The 22,988-nt window shown below is 58.0% G+C and carries 24 protein-coding genes; 7 read left to right on the top strand and 17 right to left on the bottom strand.

From position 1 onward, the window contains the following. Positions 1-178: 178 nt before the first annotated feature. The gene (locus QO231_RS12930) at positions 179-1,471 is read left to right on the top strand and encodes a PQQ-dependent sugar dehydrogenase (protein WP_316776905.1); all 1,293 of its coding nucleotides are present in this window, start codon (positions 179-181) and stop codon (positions 1,469-1,471) included. A gap of 142 nt (positions 1,472-1,613) precedes the next feature. On the opposite strand, the gene QO231_RS12925 is transcribed toward QO231_RS12930, so the two are convergent. Then, positions 1,614-2,510: an AraC family transcriptional regulator gene (locus QO231_RS12925; protein ID WP_316776902.1), complete on the bottom strand. Its 897-nt coding sequence runs from the start codon at positions 2,508-2,510 to the stop codon at positions 1,614-1,616. 168 nt (positions 2,511-2,678) lie between these two features. Between QO231_RS12925 and QO231_RS12920 the strand changes: the two genes are divergently transcribed. Together QO231_RS12920 and QO231_RS12915 are read left to right on the top strand one after the other, a co-directional pair. Beyond that, the gene (locus tag QO231_RS12920) at positions 2,679-3,707 is read left to right on the top strand and encodes an aldo/keto reductase (RefSeq protein ID WP_316776899.1); all 1,029 of its coding nucleotides are present in this window, start codon (positions 2,679-2,681) and stop codon (positions 3,705-3,707) included. A gap of 288 nt (positions 3,708-3,995) precedes the next feature. Then, positions 3,996-4,700, top strand: coding sequence for an SAM-dependent methyltransferase (locus tag QO231_RS12915; protein WP_316776897.1), 705 nt, complete (start codon positions 3,996-3,998; stop codon positions 4,698-4,700). Positions 4,701-4,885: 185 nt separating this feature from the next. Here QO231_RS12915 and QO231_RS12910 read toward each other — a convergent pair whose 3' ends face one another. The 16 genes from QO231_RS12910 to QO231_RS12835 form a co-directional block, all read right to left on the bottom strand. Further along, the gene (locus QO231_RS12910; protein WP_316776896.1) at positions 4,886-5,896 is read right to left on the bottom strand and encodes a purine-nucleoside phosphorylase; all 1,011 of its coding nucleotides are present in this window, start codon (positions 5,894-5,896) and stop codon (positions 4,886-4,888) included. A 214-nt stretch (positions 5,897-6,110) separates the two neighbouring features. Beyond that, positions 6,111-7,883, bottom strand: a complete 1,773-nt coding sequence (locus QO231_RS12905) for an LPD7 domain-containing protein (protein WP_316776894.1) — start codon at positions 7,881-7,883, stop codon at positions 6,111-6,113. Then, positions 7,876-10,014 (bottom strand): type IV secretory system conjugative DNA transfer family protein, encoded by a 2,139-nt coding sequence (locus QO231_RS12900; RefSeq protein WP_316776892.1) that lies wholly within the window; start codon positions 10,012-10,014, stop codon positions 7,876-7,878. Before QO231_RS12900 ends, QO231_RS12905 begins: the two co-directional genes overlap by 8 nt. Further along, positions 10,011-11,051 carry a P-type DNA transfer ATPase VirB11 gene (gene virB11, locus QO231_RS12895; RefSeq protein WP_316776890.1) on the bottom strand — a complete coding sequence of 347 codons (1,041 nt, stop codon included), beginning with the start codon at positions 11,049-11,051 and terminating at the stop codon, positions 10,011-10,013. Before virB11 ends, QO231_RS12900 begins: the two co-directional genes overlap by 4 nt. A 6-nt stretch (positions 11,052-11,057) precedes the next feature. Then, positions 11,058-12,203: a type IV secretion system protein VirB10 gene (gene virB10, locus QO231_RS12890; RefSeq protein WP_316776888.1), complete on the bottom strand. Its 1,146-nt coding sequence runs from the start codon at positions 12,201-12,203 to the stop codon at positions 11,058-11,060. Beyond that, positions 12,203-13,054 carry a TrbG/VirB9 family P-type conjugative transfer protein gene (locus QO231_RS12885; RefSeq protein WP_316776885.1) on the bottom strand — a complete coding sequence of 284 codons (852 nt, stop codon included), beginning with the start codon at positions 13,052-13,054 and terminating at the stop codon, positions 12,203-12,205. Before QO231_RS12885 ends, virB10 begins: the two co-directional genes overlap by 1 nt. Next, on the bottom strand, positions 13,051-13,734 hold the full coding sequence (locus tag QO231_RS12880; RefSeq protein ID WP_316776883.1) for a virB8 family protein: 684 nt from the start codon (positions 13,732-13,734) through the stop codon (positions 13,051-13,053). The genes QO231_RS12885 and QO231_RS12880 overlap by 4 nt, the downstream gene beginning before the upstream one ends. Beyond that, positions 13,721-13,909 carry a hypothetical protein gene (locus QO231_RS12875; protein WP_316776881.1) on the bottom strand — a complete coding sequence of 63 codons (189 nt, stop codon included), beginning with the start codon at positions 13,907-13,909 and terminating at the stop codon, positions 13,721-13,723. The genes QO231_RS12880 and QO231_RS12875 overlap by 14 nt, the downstream gene beginning before the upstream one ends. Before the next feature lie 45 nt (positions 13,910-13,954). Next, entirely contained in the window at positions 13,955-14,836 is an 882-nt protein-coding gene (locus QO231_RS12870; protein WP_316776878.1) for a type IV secretion system protein, read from the bottom strand. A 6-nt stretch (positions 14,837-14,842) separates the two neighbouring features. Continuing rightward, a complete protein-coding gene (locus tag QO231_RS12865; protein WP_316776876.1) occupies positions 14,843-15,100 on the bottom strand; it encodes an EexN family lipoprotein in 258 nt (85 codons plus the stop codon). After that, a complete protein-coding gene (virB5, locus tag QO231_RS12860; RefSeq protein ID WP_316776875.1) occupies positions 15,093-15,797 on the bottom strand; it encodes a P-type DNA transfer protein VirB5 in 705 nt (234 codons plus the stop codon). The genes QO231_RS12865 and virB5 overlap by 8 nt, the downstream gene beginning before the upstream one ends. Continuing rightward, positions 15,794-18,151 (bottom strand): VirB4 family type IV secretion/conjugal transfer ATPase, encoded by a 2,358-nt coding sequence (locus QO231_RS12855; protein ID WP_316776873.1) that lies wholly within the window; start codon positions 18,149-18,151, stop codon positions 15,794-15,796. Before QO231_RS12855 ends, virB5 begins: the two co-directional genes overlap by 4 nt. Continuing rightward, positions 18,151-18,465: a type IV secretion system protein VirB3 gene (locus tag QO231_RS12850; RefSeq protein WP_316776871.1), complete on the bottom strand. Its 315-nt coding sequence runs from the start codon at positions 18,463-18,465 to the stop codon at positions 18,151-18,153. Before QO231_RS12850 ends, QO231_RS12855 begins: the two co-directional genes overlap by 1 nt. 19 nt (positions 18,466-18,484) lie before the next feature. Beyond that, positions 18,485-18,775 (bottom strand): TrbC/VirB2 family protein, encoded by a 291-nt coding sequence (locus QO231_RS12845; protein WP_316776869.1) that lies wholly within the window; start codon positions 18,773-18,775, stop codon positions 18,485-18,487. A gap of 15 nt (positions 18,776-18,790) precedes the next feature. After that, positions 18,791-19,465: a lytic transglycosylase domain-containing protein gene (locus QO231_RS12840; RefSeq protein WP_316776866.1), complete on the bottom strand. Its 675-nt coding sequence runs from the start codon at positions 19,463-19,465 to the stop codon at positions 18,791-18,793. Continuing rightward, positions 19,431-19,871: a hypothetical protein gene (locus QO231_RS12835; RefSeq protein WP_316776863.1), complete on the bottom strand. Its 441-nt coding sequence runs from the start codon at positions 19,869-19,871 to the stop codon at positions 19,431-19,433. The genes QO231_RS12840 and QO231_RS12835 overlap by 35 nt, the downstream gene beginning before the upstream one ends. A gap of 241 nt (positions 19,872-20,112) precedes the next feature. Between QO231_RS12835 and QO231_RS12830 the strand changes: the two genes are divergently transcribed. The 4 genes from QO231_RS12830 (at position 20,113) to QO231_RS12815 (ending at position 22,844) form a co-directional block, all read left to right on the top strand. Further along, on the top strand, positions 20,113-20,664 hold the full coding sequence (locus tag QO231_RS12830) for a hypothetical protein (protein WP_316776860.1): 552 nt from the start codon (positions 20,113-20,115) through the stop codon (positions 20,662-20,664). Between the two features lie 91 nt (positions 20,665-20,755). Then, positions 20,756-21,127, top strand: coding sequence for a hypothetical protein (locus QO231_RS12825; protein ID WP_316776857.1), 372 nt, complete (start codon positions 20,756-20,758; stop codon positions 21,125-21,127). A gap of 110 nt (positions 21,128-21,237) precedes the next feature. Further along, entirely contained in the window at positions 21,238-21,621 is a 384-nt protein-coding gene (locus tag QO231_RS12820; protein WP_316776854.1) for a helix-turn-helix domain-containing protein, read from the top strand. Continuing rightward, entirely contained in the window at positions 21,621-22,844 is a 1,224-nt protein-coding gene (locus QO231_RS12815; RefSeq protein ID WP_316776852.1) for a type II toxin-antitoxin system HipA family toxin, read from the top strand. The genes QO231_RS12820 and QO231_RS12815 overlap by 1 nt, the downstream gene beginning before the upstream one ends. Positions 22,845-22,988: the final 144 nt, after the last annotated feature.

Here is a 22,988-nt window from a genome sequence, read left to right as displayed (position 1 = left end):
GAATTCAAATTTGTCTCTCGCTGCAGTGATTTCGAAGGCGGGCCAATGGTCGCATTCCGTGCTAAGCCAATTCTACAGATTGGTTCTCCGCAGCGGCTTGATTGCTATCCTTCCGCGATTTCGCTGTCGAATGTGTCTGCCTTCAGGTAACCTAACTGGGCAAAAGGGAGGTGGCAAAATGGACCTCATCGCCAGAGCGACAGCCTTGGTGGGTGGCACCGTCGCATTTGTGCGGCGTTTGGGATCGCCTGCACATCAAGCATTCGGTGCTGCCCCCGAGATCCCCGCCGCGCGCAAGCAAGGGATCATGACCCTGAAGATGCCTGCGGCAGAGGGCTGGAAGGACGGGCGCCTGCCAACCTGCGCGCCGGGATTGGCGGTGAACGCATTCGCCTCTGGCTTGGATCATCCCCGCTGGATCGAGGTTCTTCCCAGTGGCGACGTTTTGGTGGCGGAGTCAAAGGAACAGGCTGGTCCGCCGCGGACGCTGATGGATCATGCCGCACAGGCAACGATGCGGCGGGTCAAGGCGATCGGAAAAAGCGCAAACCGGGTCACATTGTGGCGCGACGCTGACGGGGATGGCAAAGCGGAGATCCGAGAGGTTTTCGTAGAGGACCAGAACCAACCTTTCGGCATGGCCCTGGTGGGAAACCGATTCTACCTCGGCAATACCGACAGAATTAAAGTCTTCAACTACACGCCGGGCGACACCTCGCTGTCGGGCCGTGGAGAGACGCTGGTTGAGTTCAAGTCGCATGGTCACTGGACGCGAAGCCTGATTGTCTCACCCGATGGCACGAAAATCTACGCCGGCGTCGGTTCTCTTACAAATATCGGCGATCAGGGCATGGAAGTCGAGGAAGGCCGTGCCGCGATCTGGGAGTTGGATGTTGGGTCCGGGCAGGCCCGTATCTTTGCGTCCGGCCTGCGCAATGCCGTCGGCATGGCCTGGGAGCCGGTGACGGGCAAACTCTGGACCGTTGTCAATGAGCGCGACGGCCTGGGCGATGAAACACCGCCCGACTACCTAACATCCGTCGAGGACGGAGGCTTCTACGGCTGGCCATATTGCTATTGGGGGAAAACAGTGGACGATCGCGTCCCGCAAGACCCCGCCATGGTCGCTAGGGCGATTACACCTGATTTCGCGCTTGGTGGGCACACGGCATCGCTCGGCCTGTGTTGGATGCCTGAGGGCACCTTGCCGGGCTTCGGCTCTGGCATGGTGATCGGCCAGCACGGATCATGGAACCGGTCAAAGTTGAGCGGCTATAAGCTGATCTTCGTGCCGTTCGCGGACGGGGTACCCAGTGGTCCGGCGCGGGATATCCTTTCCGGTTTTCTGTCTGAGGATGAGAAGCTGGCTTACGGGCGGCCCGTCGGCGTGACCTTGGGGCCTGATGGTAAATCCCTGCTGATGGCGGATGACGTCGGTGACATCATTTGGCGTGTTTCAGCGGCGACCTAAGGCTTGATGGAGGTAGCCTAGCTACGCTTGCTCCGACATCATGTTTATCAATGCGGCATGGCGCAGAGATGGCTGTTTGGGCGGGGGCGCCGCAGTTTTGTGTCATCACGAAAATGGCCGGGTCTGTCGTCGGGCCGCGGTTTCAAATACTGGTTTCGCTTGTGACAGAACGACGGATATCGGCGCTGTCGCGGCCTGGGGGCGCGCCAAACATTCTGCGGTATTCGCGACTGAAGTGAGAGGGGCTTTCGTATCCAATGGAAAACCCAACCTGAGAAACGTCCGAGCCTTCGCAGAGCAACAGCCGGCGGGCTTCTTGTAGGCGTAGCTGCTTTTGAAACTGCACTGGCGTCATCGCCGTTGCAGCCTTGAAATGGCGGTGAAACGTGGCCGGGCTCATTCCGGCCAGCGCAGCGAGATGTGCTACATTGGCCGTCTCGGTAAAGTTGTCGCGAACCCAGGCGATCGAGCGCCCGATGCGGGCCATGCGGCTATCTGCGAGACCGATTTGACGCAGCATCGTCCCTTGAGAACCGCTCAGAAGGTGCCAGACAATTTCGCGCCGTATCATCGGAGCCAGGATCGGAATGTCCTGTGGTCGTTCGGCCAGTGCCAGAAGGCGTTCGAGTGGATCGACAATTATACCGGGCAGAGGATGGACACCCAATGCATCGGCTCTTGGTGCCGCGCGCGCAGCATCTCCGGCCAATTCCAACAACAGCTCGGCAATAACCGCCGGATCGATATTGAGCGCAAATGCGATATACGGGGTTTCACGAGATGCCGTGACAATTTCCGCGCGGATCGGGACATCGAGTGACGCTATCAGGCACTTTCCCGCGTCATAGCGATAGACACGATCTCCGAGGCGGCTGATCTTGGCACCTTGCAGAACAACAATGAGTGAGGGTTGATATACGCCATGAAACGGCCCTTCTGTGACGGCGACGACCAGACCCGGCAAAGGGGTTACACGACCGTGTTCATGCCAAAGCGCCAAGGCGCGCGCCTTTAGAGAGTCGAGCGAACAATTATCCATAACCTCTTTGTAGCCAATTCCCTAAGCGATGCCATCAGCAAGTCGGCCAGTATGAGAGGATTGGGCAGGATTTCGCGAGGATCGGCGTGGCCGATACAGGCAGTTCACGCCTAGATTGACGTCATGCCGCTGCCACCCGGACCGGCATCACTTCAAAGGATACAACTCATGCGCTACCGTCGTCTTGGCAATAGCGGTCTCTTCGTTTCTGAACTCTGTCTTGGCACCATGACGTTCGGTGGATCAGACGGCATGTGGGGCCAGATCGGGCAGCTTCAGCAGGAGGAGGCGGACGGTTTGGTCCGAACCGCGCTCGACGCGGGGATCAACTTCATCGACACTGCCAACGTCTACGCAAATGGACGTAGCGAGGCGATCCTTGGCCAGTCATTGAGAAACCTTGGCGTCACCCGCGAGGATGTGGTGATCGCAACCAAAGTGATGGGACCGATGGGAGAAGGGCCCAATGCCCGGGGTGCCTCACGCGGTCATATCATGGATCAGGCCAAGGCGAGTCTTGCGCGACTACAACTCGATCATATCGACCTTTATCAGATCCATGGATTTGACCCGGCGACGCCCATGATCGAAACATTGGAGGCGCTTGATACGCTGGTTCGGCAGGGGCTGGTCCGTTATGTAGGCCTGTCCAACTGGGCGGCATGGCAGATTGTCAAAGCAGTGGGGATCGCCGAGGCACGAAGATTGATGCCGATTGTTTCGCTTCAAGCCCACTATACTCTGGCTGGCCGTGACCTTGAGCGTGAGATCGTCCCGATGCTGCAATCCGAAGATATCGGACTGATGGTATGGAGCCCCCTCGCCGGCGGTTTTCTGTCTGGAAAGTATGATCGCGACGGAAAAACGGCGGAAGGTCGGCGTGTAGAGTTTGACTTCCCGCCGATCAACAAAGACCGCGCATATGACGCGATTGAAGTAATGCGCGACATTGCCGCCAAAAAGGGCTGTTCAATAGCCCAGGTGGCGTTGGCGTGGCTGTTGCAGCAGAACGCGGTGACCAGTGTGATCGTGGGCGCGAAACGGATCGATCAGCTGGATGACAATATCGGCGCAACACAGGTGTCTCTGGCGACAGAGGAACTCGACGCGCTCGACAAGGTGACCGAGCTTCCCGCGGAATACCCGGGCTGGATGCTGGAACGTCAAGGCGGATATCGCGCGCACATGATAGAGTAGGCCCGAATAGAGACGATCGCGTAGGGATGACCCGCCCCTCAAAACAGTGCCGTCGCGCTGGAAAGCCCTGCGCGACGATCGCTTGCAAAACAGATCGCGACGAACTGTCAGGGGCGATAACGCCGAGCGAAGGTCGAGCCTGTTGCTCTCAGCGAACGCGAGTGCACCCAAGAGCGTTTGACAGTACGTTTCGGCGAGGTTCGACAAAATCCACCAAGCAATTGGGTTCTGTGGTTTAAGTGCTGTATTCTGTTCTGGAACCGATTTCCCTTTATTGGATACAAACCTTTGATTGATAATCTGCCCAAGCCTTCGCCGTCCGCGTTTTTCTCCCAGAAAATGGCCACAAGCTATGACGAAAAGAATAGGCGGCTTTCGGAAATCTCGGACAATATGCATTTTCTGGTTCGTTTGATTCTTTTGGATTTGTCATCTGAGGCCCGAATTCTCTGCGTCGGGGTAGGAACCGGCGCCGAAATCCTTTCGCTTGCGAAAATCTATCCAGATTGGACTTTCGTTGGCGTCGATCCATCAGTCGAGATGCTCGGGGTCTGTCGTGACAGTTTGGCGCATGCAGGCTTTCTTGACCGGTGCGACCTGATCCACGGATACGTCGAGCAGGCACCGACCGGACCGCAATTTGATGCTGTGCTGAGCATTCTGGTCGCTCATTTTATCGGACACGAGGACAGACTTGACTTCTATCGGAATATTCATGACAGGCTGAAGCTTGGCGGTTCCTTCGTCAGCACGGAGATCTGCTACGATCTCGATGCTGCTGAGTTTCCAGCGATACTGAAAAACTGGGAAAGCGTTCAGGCACTGATGGGTGCGACGCCGGAATCGCTACAAGCTCTTCCTGATACGTTGCGCGACACGCTCTGCGTGCTATCGCCAACGGAGACTGAAGAGATGTTGCGAAAAACCGGATTTGAATTGCCGATCCAGTTTTTTCAGGCATTTCTACTTCACGGTTGGTACGCAAAAAAGTAACAATCGCCGTGGTCCCCGTGGTCGTACAGATAGTGGCGGTGATTGAGCTCCCTTTCAGCAATGGAAGAAACTGCGGATGGTACTAAAACGTTGAGATTGGTCCGGGATGCAACCGCCCGTTCGTTCAAAGCGGCTAACGCCATGGGAATGGCGTCAGCGCAAAATCTGCGTTCCTAAGGATTGCACTATTGGGAGTCCTGCGCCGGTACACCGTCTTTCCAGTGCTCCCAGTCGGCGACGATCCTGTCGACCAGCGGCGCGCCGACCAGGGTAATGTTCTCGACCGTTTCAGCAAAGCCACCTGCGGTTTCGCCAGGTGCAGGGTCAAGATGCTGAAGGGTCGTTTCGTTCGGGTTCCCCTGATCGAAGTTCACGGCACCTCGCAAGCTGACGATCCGGTCAGTTCCGTGCTGGCGGTCGATTACTAAAGCGATCGCAGCAGCCTCCATCTCCGTAATTAGATAATCATCCGCGCCATAGAGTTCGGCCATATACTGAGCCTCGTTCGATAGCCCCGGACCATGAAAGAACGTGTCTCCTGTCATATGTGTCCCGGTTTTGATACTGGGGGCGGCCTGAGCGGCAGCGTCGGGGTATCGCTGCCGGTATTCCTGCGCCGCTTGGGAGTCTCGCATTTCGACGTCGTCAGACAAGGCGACACCCCAGGCGACAAGGGACGGGTTCAATTCAAACAGGCGGTAAGCTTCGTAACCCGAACGTGGGATAAAAACGGGAGCGCCTGGCTCGCCTTCTTCCGGTGCCCAGCGATGGCCGAGGTCGTAATCCACAAGCCAGGTTCCCCAGACAACGTCACCGATTGTGCCCCTTGAGGGCGGCGTTCCCGCAACGCCGGCAAGAACATAATAAGCTTCGGAAAAATCGTAGTTGGGATTCAGCAGGATCGCCTGCATCGATGCAGACGAATTGACCTTTCCCATTCCCAATACAGACCCGCAAATACCAGCATCACTGCAATGCACTGGCCGGAAGGCGCCCAAGACCTCCTGCGGTTCGGTATCCATCCAGTATTTCGAAAACCAATGCTGAAACTCGCCAGCTCGATCGCCGGTGTTGTCGCCAATTTCAAACATCGAGCCGATAAAGACTTTGACCTTAACCGGCTCGGCGGACGCAATCGTTGCAGTCAAAGTTGAAATTGTCAGTGCAATTAGGCCCGACTTGCAGACTTCAAGCATAGCGTTTCCTCTTGATCATGGTCTTCGGCGACATTGTACTACCTTTGTTTCGGCGAACTGGAGGCACCGCGTCCGAACGTTTGAAACGTTAAATGGACATCCACTGTTCTACAATAGGTTGTCGCAATTGCGATGCAACGATGGTCACATGCGAAAGCTCCGATCTTGATTGGAAATCAATGGTACATAGTAACGTCGCCGCAACGATTTTGACCTACCGATCCCTCGCACGATCCGGTTGAGGAGCGTGTTCGCGCACCCGATCACCCTGCGCCGCAATGCCTTCTGCTGATCTCGGAATATTCGGGGGCGTTCGAACACGGGCCTGCTCGATGATCTGTGCAATGTCCTTGGCACTCAGGGATTTCGCCGCCATGACCTGGGATTTCGAGACATTGGCGAGGCGCTGAACGTCATACGTCCGGCCCGCTCGCAGTCCTTGCGCCAGCTCCTGCGATGCGAGCGTGCGTACTTCTGCGCGATCTTTCTCGGGAACGTCTGCAGCCAGCATTTCCGCCTCAAGCCGCGCAATCGTGCTGGCCGCGCCACGCAACATGGGATCTCGCGCCGCATCCTTTTGGGTCAACCGTTCTTCGAGCCGGTCGGCGTCGCGATCTTGTTGTGGTTGACGTTTGCTTTCGAGGTTCTCGCGTGAATCGGGTTGCTGTACGGGTTCTGCTTTGCTTTGACCCGAGGGAGATGCCGTCTCGACAACGGCTTCATCGCACTGCTGAACGGGCGCGACCTGTGTGCTTTCGCGCGCTTGCGTCCGTTCGATGTCGCGTGCACCCCACTCCCGGCGGAAGGTTTGCTTGTCGCTTTCTTCGCCGGTTACGGGATCGCGTTCCTTTACAGTGATGGCTTTTCTGCCCGCGTCATGGATGGTCGCCCTGTCCCCGACCTTGAGCTGGTTCCGCTCAATCATGTCCGGCAACGCGACGCCCCAAAGCTTGTGAGATCGCCCATCCGGCATATCCAGCGCCACATAGGGTGTGTTGGCGGCCCCTTCCCGGTCGCGGTACGGTGCGGTGCCAATATCGGTGATCGTGCCCTCGATTCCCCTCTTGTAATCGACCATGGGAACGACGTTTGACGGGGAAGGGTGTTGTTCATTCTGTTGTGGTGTGCGACCGGCCTTTGGTTCGAGGTCGGTGCGTTCAATGACGCGTTCCCCGATCATCTCGGCGCGGCGCTCAGCCTCGGCCCGATCTTTATCGTTGGGCCGATATCCCTGCACCCGGATGCCCTGGGCGGTGCCTTCGATCCACATCTCGCGGCGGAATTCTTCCGGGCCTTTCACCTTCATGGAAGACCATCCGCGATGCGCGGCAAGCTCGATCATGTCCATCGCAGTGCTGCGGTCCGCACTCTTGGTGTGCAGGCTTTCGCCTCGATCCGAAATCACCGGGCGCGTGTCGTCATAGGACCGGAACAACTCCTGCCGGTCGGTTTCCTTCGTGAGAATGAACCGCTCCTGGAAACTGGCGGGCATCGAGAACCGGTCTTCGGGTGTCTTTGCCGGGTGTGGCGGTGTTGACTCGGCCGATCCTTCAGGCGTCCTATCTACCGTGGGTGAGATATATGGCAGCGGCGCAGGGGATGTCTTTTTCACGGGTTGGATCTCTTTCGGATCTTTGCTCATCTCTTGCGCCTTTTCGAGGACCCGGGAATGAAACGCCGTCCAAAATTCAACATTGGTCTGCCCTATCCCGTCTTTCAGCTTTCCTTCGGCGTCAACATTGATCGGGTCCGATCGCACGTTATCCAGGGTCGGTACGGATTTCTGTATCTTGTCCGCTATTACAACGGTCTGCGCGACGGTTCTTGCAGAGGTCCCGAGGCGCTCAGTCACATGCGGCCGCAGTTCCGCGTTTGCATCGGCAAAAGCGCGCCCGGCCGCCGCCGCCGTTGCAAATTGCTCCACCCGATCCGAGTTCGCGTCGGACAGGGCAAACGGATGTTCAGTTTTGGTCTCGACCTCAGACATTCACGTCCCTCTGATTGGCAGTGTCCTGGATTGCAGTGTCGTGAGGTTTGACACCAAGCGATGACAGCAAATCCCTGACGCCGTCCCGGGTTGCCAATTGTCCCGACGCTTTCAGAGCGTGCAACTGGCTCCGAGCGGCGGAGTGATCGAGAGTCAGGCGCTCGGGCAAAATGGTTTCGGGGTTGGCGATTTCCTCATCTGTCATGTCGACGCTGGCCGGCTGGCCGTTGGCGACGTTCTCGTCGCGATAGGCGACCAGGGCGGTGATCTTTGCCAGCTGTTCTTTGACCGCGCCCAACTCTGCGCGCTGGCGGAGGTTTTCGGCCTTCACATCGGCAAGTTCATCGCTGGTTGCGCCTTTGATGATAGAGGGCACATCAGGGGGCGGAATTCTAGCGCGTTCCAGAAACACCGCTTCGGCGTAATATCGGAGTTTGTTGGCCAGCACCGGCGGTTGCCCTGCGATGATGACCAGAGCCTTTGATTGATCCATCGCCAACAACTCCTGCGGCATCATCAGGGCGCGTTTCTGTTCAGTGGTGCTGATAGTCGTGCCCTTGCTGTCGGCGAGGTGTTTTGCGCGGGATTCGTTTTTGCTTTCCATCGCAAACGTGCCGAAACGTTCCGATAGATTGCGGGCTTCCTTTAGGCTCTTCGGAGTGAACACGATCTCAACGCCGGCATTGTCCATATAGGCGGCGGCACCGTCGACGCCATAAATGTCGGAAAGCTGGGCGGGAGTCTGGATTATGGTCAAGACCTTGAGCCCATACCCGGCGAAATAGCCGATGCCGCGTTTGAAGGATGGCAATTCCCCCACGGCGGCAAACTCGTCCATGCACAGCAGAACCTTATGTTTCAGAGCCGGGTTGTTTTCGGGGAGCTCCTGCATGTTAGCATCCACGCAGGACTGGAAGAACAGGTTCAGCAGTGGTCCGAGACGACCGAGATTGTTGGGCGTGATCCCGACATAGATCGACATCCGGCGTTTGCGCAGGTCCGCAAAGTCAAAGTCGGAATGCGACGTTGCCCGGTCCAACATCGGATTGGCGAAGAGGCCTAGGTTGGCAGTGATCGTCGATTTGACGCTTTCAAAGGTGTTTTCGGACTTGGATATGAAGTCGGTCAGAGCCGCCTCGGTTTGCCAGGACAGGGGGTGCCCGTCGTCTTTTCGCTTCTTGATCCGGTCCTTGAAGGTCTCAACGATATTGCCGGTCAGCGTGAGCTGTCGGAAGATCTCGCCCAGCGTAAAGGGCAGATCAGGAGTTTCGGCCAGATAGCCACCGACGCCGACAAAGGCGGTTTGCGCCGCCCGGTCAAAGAACGGGTCCTTGGAGTGCACCGGAATGAACAGATCAGCCAGACGCTGCAAATCCTCGATCTGGAAATCCCCGCCCCGGCGTACGGTCGACAAGGGATTCCAGCGATGGGTCTTGCCGGAGGGTTCCATCGGATCAAACAGATACACGACCTGACCGCCGCTCTTGCGAAAACCCGCCGTCAGCGTCCAGTTTTCCTTCTTGATGTCGAGGATCACTGCGGACCCGGGCCAGTTTAGCAGGTTGGGGACTACCACCGCGACACCCTTGCCCGATCGGGTAGGGGCATAGAGGAACATGTGCTCGGGTCCGCCATAGGACAGCAGGTTCTTGGACGTCAGATGGCCGGCGGCGGCGGTCTTGATCGATCCGTCTTCAACAACGCGGCCAAACCTGTCCACCGGCTTGCCGTAGTTGCGCGAGGGCAGGGGGCCGGTGAACCCGGCGATCAGCCCGTTGGTCGCGCGCAGACCGGCCGCCTTGATATCCTGGTCCAACGCAAATCGCGCTTTGCCGTGCAGATCCTGTTTGGGTCGGTTCTTCAGGAAAGCCATAGTGATCAGCAACGTTGGCGCCAGACCGGCATAGCCACCGAGCTTGACCCATTTTGCCGTTTCCGTATCCGAGTATTCGGACAAGGCGACACGCGGCCAGAGAAGGAGGTCGCTGAGCGGATCAATGGCGAGATTGAGACCCCGGCTCAAGACAAGTCCTGAAAGCGCCAGGCCGCCGCCGACCGAGAGAACGGCGCAGAATCCGAGAAACGTGCCTTTTGTGGTGGGTGACAGGTCGGGCCAGCGTTCCAGGATCATGTCTTAGCCTCTTCGAGTTTCCGCGTTGGGTCATAAAAAATCTCGGAGATATGAAAGTGACCGTTGGTTCGCTTTACCTGGACCACCACGTCTACCATCTGAAACAGCATCTCCTTGATTTCGTTGCGCTTCAGGTCTCGGCCGGCGTCGCTTTCCTTGACCAGCAGCGCGAGTTGTTCAAAGGCCAGCATCGCTGTGTTCGCGTGTATGGTGGTGATCGAGCCGGAATGCCCGGTGTTGACACTGCGCAGGTAATGGAAGGCCGCAGCGTCTCGCAGTTCCTGCAGGAAAATCCGGTCCGGGCGCATGCGCAATGCAGTTTCAAGCAGGTCGCGCACCGACACTCTGGCCTGCCCCTGGTCTCCTTTGGAATAGATCAGGCGGACGTGGTTGGGCTGAGGGATCGCCAACTCCAGCGTATCCTCGATCGTGAGGATACGTTCATCCGCGGGGATCGCTGGGATCAGTGCTTTGGCAAAGGTGGTTTTTCCGGACCCGGTTGCGCCAGACACCAGGATGTTTTTCTTGTTTCTGACGGCGCCTTTCAGGAAGGCTTTCCAGGATTTTGCCTTGTAGAGATCGAGCAGGCTGTCATCGACTGTGGAAAGCGTCCGTGTCTTGGTCAGAACTCCCTCAAACATGCCGGCTTTTTCAAAGTCCTCCAGCGTGAATATGCGCTCCGACGGTTTGCGAATGGTGATGCTGATTGTTCCCTGCGGCACTGCCGGAGGCAGCACGATCTGGATACGCTCGCCGCCGGGAAGTGTTCCGGACAGGATCGGCTTTGTCGGGCCGATGGATTGCCGGGTGAAACTTGCAACCGTTGACGCGAGGCCGTTCAGATGGGAATAGCTGAGCGCCTCGATCTGCTCGACCTTCCAGCCCTCACAGGTTTCCACGAACAACTCCTGTGGGCGGTTGATGCAGAGCTCGATGACATCGGATCGGTTGAGATGGTGTTGAAGCGGGGCCAGGAACGACGCAAGCCCCGCAGGTGCCCTCAGAACGGCCTGTTCGATCATTGCTCCATCATGCATGCCGGATCACCGGGGTTTCAGGCGGTAGACGGACGAGAAGTCCAGATCGCGGGAGACCATCACCGCGACGCTTTCGCCCTGGTTCTTGCGCAGAACGATGGGCACATCGATGCTGCTCTGCAGTGCCACCGAGGCCACGTCACTTGCCGCGTTACTGGTGTTTTCCAGCTTATCGGCGTTGCTTGAGCTTACCACGGCGGCGGCAAGGGCATCGTCGATGACCGACAACAGCATGGTGCCGCCAAACCGCGTCCAGAACTGGGTGTCGACATCTCCGTCAAACCCGCCGCGGCCGAGCGCATCGGTTCCCGCCGAGTCCAGGGTGACGATCACACCATTGGGCGTTTCTGCCCGCGTCCAGATCACGAACAACCGCTTTGTGCCGCGCTGCAACCCGCCCCGATATTGGCCGACAATCCTGCTCCCCTTCTCCAGCAGAACAACGGTTCCCATTGTCGAGTAGACATCATTGGTCACCGTGCAACGCACCATCCCCGGCTGGGAGGAATCCATCGCCGTGTCCAGCGCGCAGGGAATGAGCGTGCCCTGGGTGATGGTCAGGTGCGGGTTTTCCAGGACGGAGGCCATCGATCCCGAGATCCTGGTGGTTTGGAGATCCCCTGCCAGTCCTGTCCTGCCCTGACCTGGTCCGCCATCGGGTGGTCCGAACAGGCTCTCTTCGGCGGACATTTCAGTGCCTGTTGCCGGGTCGGCCTGCGCTGATCCTTCAAATGCCATCAGTGGCGCGCGCTTTGAGCTTTCAAAGAGCAGTTCGGCCTCTGACGGCTCGGCCGTGTGCTGGTTCTGTTCAAGCCTGATCTGTTCGATCGGCCCGACGGGTTGATCGGCAACCTCCCGGGCGGTGGCGGCAGGCGCGGCTTCAGGTTGAGACTCGCCGATATCCGCAGGCTGGAACGCGCTGCCGGCGCGAATGCGGCGCGTGCTCTCCGTCACTTCCTCTGCTGCCTGTTCTTCGCTCGCGGGCCATTGCAGCCAGGCGAGCAGACCAAGGAAGACGATGCCAGCTGCGATCCCAACCTTCTTGCTGATTTCGACATTGCCGGTCTTGCCCGTACTCGCGGCAATCGAGGTGATTCCGCGCTCGCCGTCCAGCGTTCGCCCGTCATCTGCTGTATCCTCATCAGCTGCCATCAGTTTGTGCCTCCGATGATTTCGCGGTCCACATGATGACTGGTCGTGCCGGTGCTGATCTTGGTGTGACCCTGGTCCACACCCATGTTGTAGATCGCGGTAACATCGCTGCCGAGACGCAGCCGGATTTCATGGGCGGTGCCATGCACGATGACTTCGTTGCGATGAACGGTGGTGTTGGCCAGGCGCTCTTCGCCGCCCGGTTCAACCAGGTAAACCGATGGCATGCGGTTGCTGCGCTTGAAGGCCAGAACCGTCATGTCGCCATTGTCGTAGACGGATGCGGGCTGCAGATTGCGTGATCCGGCGGCCAGATACCGCCAGTTTTTGGTCCCGGAGTGCGCAACAGAGGCTGAAAGTCGGCTGCGGGCGGCCTGCTCCTGTGCGGCTTGGCGTTCGGCCGCGCGTGTCTCACGGCGGGCGTTTGCCTCATCTCGCGGATAGCGGAACCTTATCTGAAAATAGACATCCCGGTTGTTTGCCATGATATCACCTTCGCGGGTGATCAGCTCGAAGGAGTAGGTTCTGGTCGTGCCGTCCGACCTGACAGTCGCAATCTGCAGGTTTGTTGGCGGGTGGGGCTCTCGGGCTTTCAGATAGAGGATGTTGCCACGGGGCTTGAATTCCCACGCCACGGTATCGCCGCCGCCCACGTCCAGAATTTCCTCGGATTGGTCAAACACGATCTGCACGGCCGTGCGCACGGTCCCGACGACACGTACGACATCCCATTCGTTGTAGTTAACTGAGCGGACGCGGCTGTCAGACGAGCTGGGGTTTGGGACGTCCAGCCCAAGGGCTGGGGAGGCCACCAACAGTGCGGCTGCAATCATCGATGCGAAACATCTCATTCAACCACCTCCGGGTCGGCGCGGTAATTGGTAACGATGAACCCAAGCGGGTTGATCATGCGATCCTGGGCGCTGATTTCTGCCTGGCCGTCGAACGTGTAGGTGAGGGTAGCGACCCACTGGCTGCGGCGCTCGACATCTTCATCCTCATTCCTGGTGATCCGATAGAACCGGACCTGGGCCAGCCCATCGTCCAGGAAGGAAACCGACCTTATCTGGACTTCGGCCTTGGTCTTCTTGCCAAAGACATATTGCGGGCTGTCCGGATTGGAGGCGTTATAGCGCTCGGAGAATTCGGCCTGTTCCTGCGGCCCCGACAGGATCTGAACATGGTCGAAGATCACCCCGCGCGCCGCATAGGAATAGCCCTCACGGGTCCGTACATAGAGCGCGAGGAAATATCTGGTGATCGCTTCGTCATAGACTTGCTGCCCATCTGTCAGCGCCGTCATGACCTCCGGAACGCCGGTGGCCTGGTCGACCCGGATCACGAAGGGTTCGACGGATTTGAGTGGAGCAAGGGCGGTTACGGCGACGACCCCGGCGAAGGCGGTAATACTGGCGACGCCGGCGACCGACCAGGCCAACACAGTCGAGCGCCGCGCGGCCAGCAGTCGGTCCTGATCATAGGTGCGCGCTTCCGCAAGGTATTGCCGCAGTTCTTTGTCATTCTGGATCATTTGCGGCCTCGTTTCCGGCGACGCCGATCTCGGCTTGCTTGCGTTCAAGCGCGTCCTGATAGTCCCACTCCGTCGGGTTGAGCGGGCGCACAACTGAACCGCGAACGTTGGGCAAAGGCGTAAGGGTAGCGCATCCCGCCACAAGGAGCAGGGCAAATAGGGTCATTTTCTTCATTGGTTTACCTTGGTCGGTGAGGAGATGTGCCGGAAGTTCCCGGCGCTATGTTCTGGCGGCGCTCCCCCTGGAACTGCCCGTGCCGCTGCTCGTCGGAAGGCCCAGATTGCGTTCGATCGACCGCTGCAGCATGCCGGTTGAGGCTTGGGCGCCAGCGGCAAGACCAGACGCAACCGATGGAATAAGAAGGAAGAAGACAAACCCGCAGCTGAGGGCAACAAGAAATGCGGCAAGTGCCGCCATGCCTCCCACGACATCAATCTTCGTATAGACGTCTCCAAGCATTGCTACGATGACAACGGTCAGAACGATGACCAATACCTTGACCAGCGCCCAGTTCAGAATTTGTCCAAGCCAGGCAAAGAACCAGCTGCGAGTGGAGTCAAACAGGGCGAAGCAAATGAAAATTGGCCCAATCGCTGCCATCATGGTTAAGCCGAAAGTGGCCAGAAGGGACGCAACAAACGCGATAGCCGCGAACAAAATGGCCCAAACCAACACGATTCCGCTCATGAAATAGCCATAGGCTTTTCCAGCCCATCCCTGTGAGGCGTATTCTTCCTGCACCTTGCTGGCAATTTCGCCAGCCTTCACCATTACCGGATCAGATGGTAGTGAGCCGCTACCTCCTGTCAGAGTATCAATGAAGTCAGGAATCGCCGAATTGATCGTGCTGCTAACCCACTTCGTGTAGTCGTCAGCCGAGGTGACAAGCGCCCAGATTATTGCCAACTTTATCCCTCGAATGGCAAAATCCAGAACCGGCTCCTGGATCGCTCCTCGCATGACTGCAATTCCGTACAGAATGATATACAGCGTCATAGCGGCGGTGAGCGGCGCCGAAAGAGCGCCGGACATAACGGCTGATACCGCATCGGTTTTGGCGGTCAGAGTTGCTATGAAGCTATCGTACAAATCTTGCAGCATCTACTTTCAATCTCCGAACAGAGTGTTCATGTCCGAAAGGTTCTTCTTGCGCGTTTCAGCCTCAGACGAGCGCATTTCGGCTTCGAGCGCATTGTTGCAGTTTGCATCCAATGTTGCGCCGTCAGACACTTCGCATTCCGCAAGGGTTTCAGCGCGCACTTCAGGGTTTTCGAGAAAGAACTCTACGGTCTTGTTCTCGTTCTCTTGGCAGGCCGAAACGACTACCAGCGCAACAATGGCGAATGTATGAATGCGACTAACCACCGAATAATGTCCCCATGTCTGAGCCGAACCGATCCCGGTTCTCCACTTCAACTTCCCTCTGTCGCTGCGCCTCGACCTCGCTTTGGGCCTCTTGCAGCATTGCCAGCCCCTGAATGCGATTGGTGTCGTTCTGCAGCATGGCGGTTTCGACCTGCAGGCGGGCCTGTAGCGCGTCGATGTCCTTCTGAGTGGACGCGCGGCCGATCTCCTGGCGCAGCCTTTCCAGGCCGGCCAGACGATCGTCGGCGGATTTCACGATGCGATCTCCGATCGCTGCATCCCGCGCTGAGCGCGCCCCGATCCGATCCAGCTCCTGACGATAGAAATCCTCGGCGGAGACGTCCGATGTCGCCACTTTGGTTTGCTCAAGGAACCCTTTCGCGCTGCCAGCCAGATCACCAAGCGCGTCAATGTTCACATCAAGGGCGCTGGCAATCTCCATCGCATCCGGGCCAAGAAGTTCGCGCACATTGGGATCATTCAGGGCGTCGACAACATCAGCCATGTCGGTCAGGCCGTTGACCGCATCGTAAAGTCGTTTCGCTTCGTCCAATTCCTTCACCATCTGCGCGATTTCCTGGGCGAACTCGGCCTTGGCATTGGCAATAGCGGTGGTGTCGATCACTGGAACACCGGCGGCAAACGCCGGCGGTGCGCAGGCAATGGCGCTGAGCAGCAGGGCCGTCCTGAACTTCATCTTATGTCCTTTCGTTTGGCATGAAACATCGGGAGCCACTTGGATGGCTCGGGATGATCGGATCTGATCGCGTTCATCAAGGCGGTTGTTCCGGTGCGGCCCGACAGCACCGCGAGTGCATCGTCCTGCCCGGTCAGATCGAGTTCACAGACAACCGAGTTGCCACCCTGCTTTACGAGAAACTGACCGACTGAAAGCTCGTCGCGTACGATTTGTAACTCTCGACGGGTCAATCCGAACTGGCCAACCAGTTCCGAGTCATTCGCTCGGTCGTTCCGGAAAAAGATCAGCGTCGCACATTGCTCGATGACGGTTCGGGAAATCGGACTGTTCACCACGTCAGAAGTCGATTGTGTACTGGCGACCATGATGCCGTTCTGCTTGCGGATCACCTTGAGTTTGTCCTTCACGAAATCGACAAAATAGTCGTCGTCGAGCGCCTTCCAGAACTCGTCAATGAAAATCGCGATGCGTTGGCCGGTGATCAGCTGCTCAACCCGGTGCATGAGATACATCATCAGGGGGTTTCGGATGGTCGGATCATCCAGAAACGATGTGATGTCAAAACCGATCAGATCGGCGCCGAGATGGATCATGTCGGCTTCACCGTCAAACACCCAGGCCAGACTGCCACTGCCAGCCCATTTATCCAGTCTGTTGCCAATATCATCGGCCGCGCCGGTACCGAACCCGATCAATTCGCGCAGCACCGAGACCGAACGCTGATCCCGCGGCACATTCGCAAGACCCGACACGGCAGTGTCGATCCGGTCCCTGTCTTCGGCGGTAAGCGGGTGTTGGGTATCAGCGAGCATCGCTTTCACCAGGGACACAAGGAACGCTTGGTTGGACGGCGTCAGTTCCAGAGACTTGAACGGTGCGCATCCCGTTTTCTCCCCTGTATCCAGAGCCAGATAGGTTCCGCCCGAGGCCCGCACGAAGATTTCGCCACCTCGATCCTTGTCAAACAGCACCCGCTTTACCGAGAGTTTTTCGAGTTGGGACAGCATGAAGTTCAGAACCACCGTTTTCCCGGTTCCGGAGGGACCAAAGATGCCGGTGTGGCCAAGATCGCCAACGTGGAAGTTGAAATAGAACGCGCTGTCCGCACTGGATTTCAGCTTTGCAACCGCCGCGCCCCAGACATTTCCACTTCGATCGCCCAACGGATAGTTGTGCAACGGTGACAGCGCCGCGAAATTGCGGCCCGTGATCAGGGCCGGGCGCAGGCGCTTGGAGTGGTTGCCTGGCAATTGTGCCCAGAACGCGCTTTCCAACCCCAGATCTTCGCGGGCAACAACCGCGCCGGAATTTGCAAGAAGCGTGCTGGCATCAGACACAAGGCTGCGCACGGATGCAGGGTCCTCACCAAAGATCAGCAATGACATGTTGTGCTCGCCCATGACGAAACGTCCGGACATCAGCTCGTCGCGTGCGGCCTGCAACTCGTCGGCCTGAGAATGCGCCGGATCGTTGGCATTGCGCATGCGGCCTTCTTTGAGCGTCATGCTCTTCATGGCTTCGGATTTCGCCACACATCGGAACGACTGCGACAGCACGAAGCGACAGGGGGCGGCCAGCAGATCATCCAGCATGTTCGGGCGGGTGGTCGACGGGTATTCGTTGATACCGAACATGGCGCCGAATGTGGACTGCGCCGGGTGACGGATTTCCAGGGCCTCACGGCCAAAGATCACCCGGTCCGTGTGGATGGCAGCCCCGATGGAGCCGCGCACGAGCGGCAAGAGATCGTGGCGACCGGTGATGATCTGGCGCAGGACGCTCATTGGTTCCGAGCAGACAATGCCTCTGTCGTTGTCGACCAGCCCGAGCCGACGTGCACCGTACCGGGACAGGTTGCGGGTAAGCTGGGCCGCCTTTTCGTCGAGCTTGTCGAGCATGTCCTGATCGGCCTCGGTCTGGCTGTTGCGAGCCCGCCTGAGCCCATTGGCGAAGCGAGTTCCCGACAGGCCGCGCGGCTGCAGGTAAAGGCTTATGTAGATGTCGTTGCGAAACAGACGCTTGCTCTGCATCTGGTTCTTGTAGGCGGCGTCAAGCCAGGCGCCGAACCCGGAGCGGAACGCACCGGTTGGGTAGTGGGGGTCCTCGCTGCGGATGACATGTGTGAAGATCATCAGGTCTTCGTCGGCGAGATTGCGGATGGAATGGTTCAACCCATCATGCAGGGCGTTGATGCCGTTAGTGTCGGCGGTACGAAACGATGCGCCATCGACCTTGAGCATCTGAAACGCACCCCGATTGGTGGTGATGACAGTGCGCGCATCCGCATGACGCACAAAGGGCAGATACTCGGTCGCCGCCCTTTCCCGTCTGATCGCCCGACCGAACCCCATCAGCCGATCTCCTCAATACTGTATTTGCGCTGAACGCGTAGCGGTGAAGAGGAGGAGCCGCCCCAATGCGTGCGGTTTCGGCATTTTGCGCCAGTGTCGAAAAAGCGAAAGAGAATGCGAAAGGCGTTCTGGTCACGCTTCACGATGAAATGGGAAATGGCCAGAAGCGGCACGATGAGGATCAGGTAGGCAATGGAATCCCCGATGATCATTGCGAGACCGCCGATCAGCACTGAGATAAAAGCGGCTTCCATCGGCACGCCGAAGAGCATGGCCGGACGGGTCAGCGCCAGATATAGCTTGTCGTGGTTCAACCGTTCCTCTGACATGGGATCACGTGATGATCAGGTCGAGGATCTCCGCAGCGGCGAAGATCACGATGACACCGATGGCCACCTGGCCGGTGCGCCGCATGTCGATGACGTTGAACATGTAAAGGCACCCGACAATCATGATGGCGATCAGCGCCAGCGGGCGGCGGGCATTGTTGAACTCGTCCACCACGTTGTTCAGGAAGTCGGTGAACCCGGCGGCTGCGGCGGGGCCTGAAAAGCCGATCAGGAGCACCAGAGCAAGGCTCAGCGATATGCCAAATTGTCGGCAGGGTGCGGTGGATGATTTCATACGGGGAGGGCCCTTCTAGTTGAATACGAGAGATGACGAAGCAGAGCCACCGGAGAACACGTCCCAAACCGGAGTCGTGTCCGCCGGAGCGGTGGTCTTGACGGTGTGCGGCAAGTCTTCCGAAGGGACGGTTACATCCCGGCCCATCACACGTTCGACGTAGCCGTTGGAGAAACCACGCGTGAAGGTGCCGGTATTGTAGGCTGACAAGGCCTGATGCAGCGCAGTGTGCGGGTTCGATCCCTGATCCCGGGCGCGGTCATATCCGTCGCGCAGCACAGTCTCGGCCGCCGTGAGGTTGCTGCAGGACTCAAACACGCTCTCGACCGTCAGGTTCAGCCAGTCGAGATTCTTCGAGTTGATCTGCCCCAGCCCCATGTCGATGGAATGACCCTGGGCAATCAGTTCACGCGCGATGCGCCGCGCGTCTTCCTTGCTTTCGGGGCTGAAACTGCGCGCGCTCGCGCCATTCACGCCGATCGCAAAACGATCAAAGCCACTTTCCGCCCGGACGATCTTTTCCATGACATCAGGGGCGACCGAAGGCGCGCAGTTTTCGGCCAGAATGCGGAAGGCTGGCAGGGAGATGGTCTCTGCCGGCGCCGCGGTGTTCCAGCTAAGGAACACCGTGGTCGCAAGCAGCAGCGGGCCGAAATCAGGTTGCGGCGATCCCGTGCTGTTCCGGGGCAACCGGAATAAACAAGCCGCTCGCATCTGGATACTGGCGCAGATGGAAAGCCAGCACTGCGTCAGCCGTCTTGAAGACGCGCGGTTCCCCGGTCTTTGAGGAAACGACATGCGTTCTGCTTGCGTCGGGCGAAATTGCCCAGAGCTCCCAATTCCACCCGCTCGAGGTGTGAATCGGCAGGTATTCGAGCTTTCCGCCTCTTTTGATGAACGCCGGAATGGCATCGCTTGTTACCACACGTTGGGACCACATTACCTCACCTGTCTTCTTGGTCTGAACAGGTGAGGCGTAACCCCTAACCTTGGCATCGACCAAGCAAAAGAGTGCAAAAGAAACAAAAGCGCGAATCAGCATAAACGCGCTTATGGCAAAAAAGCGCCATTCGACATATTGGGGATTGCGGTTCAATGGGCGACCGGAAAGACGTGGTCCGATCTGCGCCTGGCGCGGATGTGATGGATTTGGACGCAACTTATGGCGGGACCTAAAGATGAATGATGCCTTGGACAATACTCTTTTGGGTTGTAGTGGCAGAGCGACTGGTAAACGCTTTGCAAAGTGGAAGCCATGTGGGGCTCTCCCAGTTCTCGTTGTGTCTCTTTTTCTCGGTATGGTGGGTAATGCACACGCCGGATCAGGCGGGGCACCGATGGATTGCGTGATACTGCTGTGCATGGGGGGAGGGTTTCCGGCAAATCCTGAATGCAATGCCGCCAAAGCTGAGGTGGTTCGCCGGATCACGCCCAATCCGCATTCGGAGCCACCATTGCAGGTTTGGAACTGCCCGATGGGCGCGAGCTTCTCGCCAATGACGGAACCTGTGCCGCCAGCTAGGGTCTCACAGGCCGTAGGCCAGAATTGGTCAGTAGAAAACGTGCCCGAGGGCGCACCGACGATGGTTTCCGCGGAGCCCGCAGAACCAGCGACGCTGGCGTTCATCCGATCTATCCGGGTCTACAACGTCATGCACTACAGTCATGCCAAGCAGGGTCGTGACGAAGACTGTACCGAAAGCTGGTCGATGCAACTCGGCAGCTATCGCGCAGATGGTCACTATAGCTGGTCAGGGCTTCATCCCGCAGCGGTTCCCGGCTGGGTTGGTCTCAGCCGAAGCTGCAATCCGGCTACCAACTACCGTGGGGTCGCATTTGAATGGACGGATTATTCCGGTCGACACGGCACGGAATTGGTGCGCTATTAGACGCGCCTATGGGCGGCGCTGCAGCAATCTACCGAGACTTTGCTGCTACATGTAGCCCACGCCGTATCCACCTGAGCTCGGGATTTTGACAATGTCGTCTATCAAAGGGCCAGTGTTGATCCTGGCATTGTACGCAGCATCCAGGGCTGTTGCTCAAGAGGTCTGCATCGAACCCTTTCGCCCGAATATGGAATACTTGGCCGATGGTGGGGTTGGGCCGGAAGAAATGCGCGATGCATACCGGGTCTATTTCTCCGAGGTTGAAACCTATCTGAATTGCCTCAATGTCTCATCTGCCCGTATTCGGGAGGAGGCAACGGCTGCGGTACAGGAGTACAACCGTGTTCTGGATCAATATCCTGCACCAAAGGGACAAGTGGTCGAGTCTGAACCAGCGCCGCGCATCGAGATGAGCGAAACGGGCACGTTGTTTCTGGACTATCAGGCCGATTGGTTGCGTTGAGCCGTCGCTGACTGGCACAAGCCAAGCGTGGCTCCGTCTGCGCATTGCGGTTCACAGAATCTCGTGCTAACAGTCATATATGAAGGCCAATCTCAATAAGAACATCATATATGGCAGCTAAAATTAGCTCTCTAAACGCGAGGCGCGCTCTTGAAACTCTGGGCGCGAACATCAAGACCGCGCGATTGAAGCGGCGTATCTCCGTGCGGGACTTCGCCGAGAGGGTCGGCGCGTCTGAAAGCACGGTCATGCGCCTGGAAAAGGGTGACGACGGGGTGGGCATCGGTACACTGGCGATGGCTTGCCTTGTGCTCGGTGAAATTGATCGAATTTCGGAGTTTCTCGAGTCCGGAACAGATGATACCGGCTTGCTTCTTGATCGGGCGGCGCTTCCAAAACGGATCAATCGGAAACGCAACTCCGGATCTGCTCAAGCCGGCAAGAATCACGATGGTTCTGCCGACAACGATAATGACGATGGGGTCGGGTTTTGATGCCGGAAGCTGTTGTCGCCCTTGGTGAAGCCAAGCGCATTGTTGGTCGCCTACGGTTCGAGACCGACGGTCGCCGTCAACATTCGCAATTTGAATATGAAGCCGAGTGGCTGACCGCGGCAGACCGCTTTGCGCTGTCGCCCGGATTACCTCTCCGCGAAGGCAGCCATTACAATACCGGGAAGCGAGACAGGCGATCTGCATTGCCCGGCTGTTTCGCCGACGCAGCGCCGGATTCTTGGGGACGGGGGCTGATGACCGGGGCGCTTGGCGGTGGCCTTAGCGAATTTGATTTCCTCGTGTTGTCCGATGATCGAACACGGCAGGGCGCGTTACGATTGCTCGAGGATGATATGGAACCGCTCTCCGATCTGACGCCACCGATTCCGCGTCTCGTTGAACTGGAGCGTCTGCGTACGCTCGCACAACGGTTCGAGCGCGATCCAACTGGCGCGGAGGAAGAGGCCCGCGACCTGGCCGGCGTGGCTGGCTCGCTCGGTGGTGCGCGCCCTAAGGCCAACGTGGAAGGCGATGGGCATCTTTGGATCGCCAAGTTCACTTCTGCGCAGGACACCAAGCCCGTCGAGCGCGCCGAAGTCGCCACTCTGAAGCTTGCGGCTTTGTGCGGGTTAAGAGTTTCAGAGGCAAAACTGGAGTTGCGCGAAAGCGATAGCCCGGTCGCACTCATCCGCCGGTTTGATCGTCGCGGCGAGACGCGTATTCCCTATATGTCGGCCCGCACAGCGCTGGATTGGCAGGGCGACGAAAGCGGATACTACACTGATATTGCCGATGTCATCCGACAGATTTCCAGCAAACCCGCCGAGGACTTGAGGGAGCTCTGGTTGCGGATTGTTTTCACGGTCCTCGTGTCAAACAAGGACGATCATCTCAAGAACCACGGTTTAATTTATGCGGGCGGCGATCGGTGGCGGCTGTCACCGGCCTTTGATATCAATCCCTCGCCGTCGCGGCACAGGGTTCTGGAGACGGGGATTGTGCAGGGCGGGTCGTTCGATGCGTCGCTTGGTATCGCATTGGACGCGTGTGAATTCTTCGATTTGAGCCTGACCGAAGCCCGGCAATTTGCATTGCGAATGGCCGAGACGATCACAAACAACTGGAAGCGATCATTCCGCGATCAGGGGGCATCACCTGATGAGGTCCGAGCCTATTCTGATGCGTTTGAACATCGGGAGACGGAAAAAGCACTGGCTTTGTGAAACACGCGGGTATGATGGCCAAACCCAATGAATTGACATAAGAAGCTTGTGTCGGTTTTCCTGTAGTTGGGGGCGTTCTAACTTTGGTTCCTTACATCTGCGGCTTGAGAGCGTGCGGAACGCCTCTCATCTCTTGTCTTAGTC

The sequence above is a fragment of the Sedimentitalea todarodis genome (assembly GCF_032595355.1).
GTDB lineage: Bacteria > Pseudomonadota > Alphaproteobacteria > Rhodobacterales > Rhodobacteraceae > Sedimentitalea > Sedimentitalea todarodis.
The sequence above is the reverse complement of the archived record's forward strand: the minus strand, read 5'-3'. Positions and strand labels throughout refer to the sequence as shown.

Coding starts and splice junctions, on each gene's coding strand:
- QO231_RS12930 (WP_316776905.1), top strand. CDS start 179: ATGGACCTCATCGCCAGAGCGACAGCCTTGGTGGGTGGCACCGTCGCA.
- QO231_RS12925 (WP_316776902.1), bottom strand. CDS start 2,510: ATGGATAATTGTTCGCTCGACTCTCTAAAGGCGCGCGCCTTGGCGCTT.
- QO231_RS12920 (WP_316776899.1), top strand. CDS start 2,679: ATGCGCTACCGTCGTCTTGGCAATAGCGGTCTCTTCGTTTCTGAACTC.
- QO231_RS12910 (WP_316776896.1), bottom strand. CDS start 5,896: ATGCTTGAAGTCTGCAAGTCGGGCCTAATTGCACTGACAATTTCAACT.
- QO231_RS12905 (WP_316776894.1), bottom strand. CDS start 7,883: ATGTCTGAGGTCGAGACCAAAACTGAACATCCGTTTGCCCTGTCCGAC.
- QO231_RS12900 (WP_316776892.1), bottom strand. CDS start 10,014: ATGATCCTGGAACGCTGGCCCGACCTGTCACCCACCACAAAAGGCACG.
- virB11 (WP_316776890.1), bottom strand. CDS start 11,051: ATGCATGATGGAGCAATGATCGAACAGGCCGTTCTGAGGGCACCTGCG.
- virB10 (WP_316776888.1), bottom strand. CDS start 12,203: ATGGCAGCTGATGAGGATACAGCAGATGACGGGCGAACGCTGGACGGC.
- QO231_RS12885 (WP_316776885.1), bottom strand. CDS start 13,054: ATGAGATGTTTCGCATCGATGATTGCAGCCGCACTGTTGGTGGCCTCC.
- QO231_RS12880 (WP_316776883.1), bottom strand. CDS start 13,734: ATGATCCAGAATGACAAAGAACTGCGGCAATACCTTGCGGAAGCGCGC.
- QO231_RS12875 (WP_316776881.1), bottom strand. CDS start 13,909: ATGAAGAAAATGACCCTATTTGCCCTGCTCCTTGTGGCGGGATGCGCT.
- QO231_RS12870 (WP_316776878.1), bottom strand. CDS start 14,836: ATGCTGCAAGATTTGTACGATAGCTTCATAGCAACTCTGACCGCCAAA.
- virB5 (WP_316776875.1), bottom strand. CDS start 15,797: ATGAAGTTCAGGACGGCCCTGCTGCTCAGCGCCATTGCCTGCGCACCG.
- QO231_RS12855 (WP_316776873.1), bottom strand. CDS start 18,151: ATGGGGTTCGGTCGGGCGATCAGACGGGAAAGGGCGGCGACCGAGTAT.
- QO231_RS12845 (WP_316776869.1), bottom strand. CDS start 18,775: ATGAAATCATCCACCGCACCCTGCCGACAATTTGGCATATCGCTGAGC.
- QO231_RS12830 (WP_316776860.1), top strand. CDS start 20,113: ATGGATTGCGTGATACTGCTGTGCATGGGGGGAGGGTTTCCGGCAAAT.
- QO231_RS12825 (WP_316776857.1), top strand. CDS start 20,756: ATGTCGTCTATCAAAGGGCCAGTGTTGATCCTGGCATTGTACGCAGCA.
- QO231_RS12820 (WP_316776854.1), top strand. CDS start 21,238: ATGGCAGCTAAAATTAGCTCTCTAAACGCGAGGCGCGCTCTTGAAACT.
- QO231_RS12815 (WP_316776852.1), top strand. CDS start 21,621: ATGCCGGAAGCTGTTGTCGCCCTTGGTGAAGCCAAGCGCATTGTTGGT.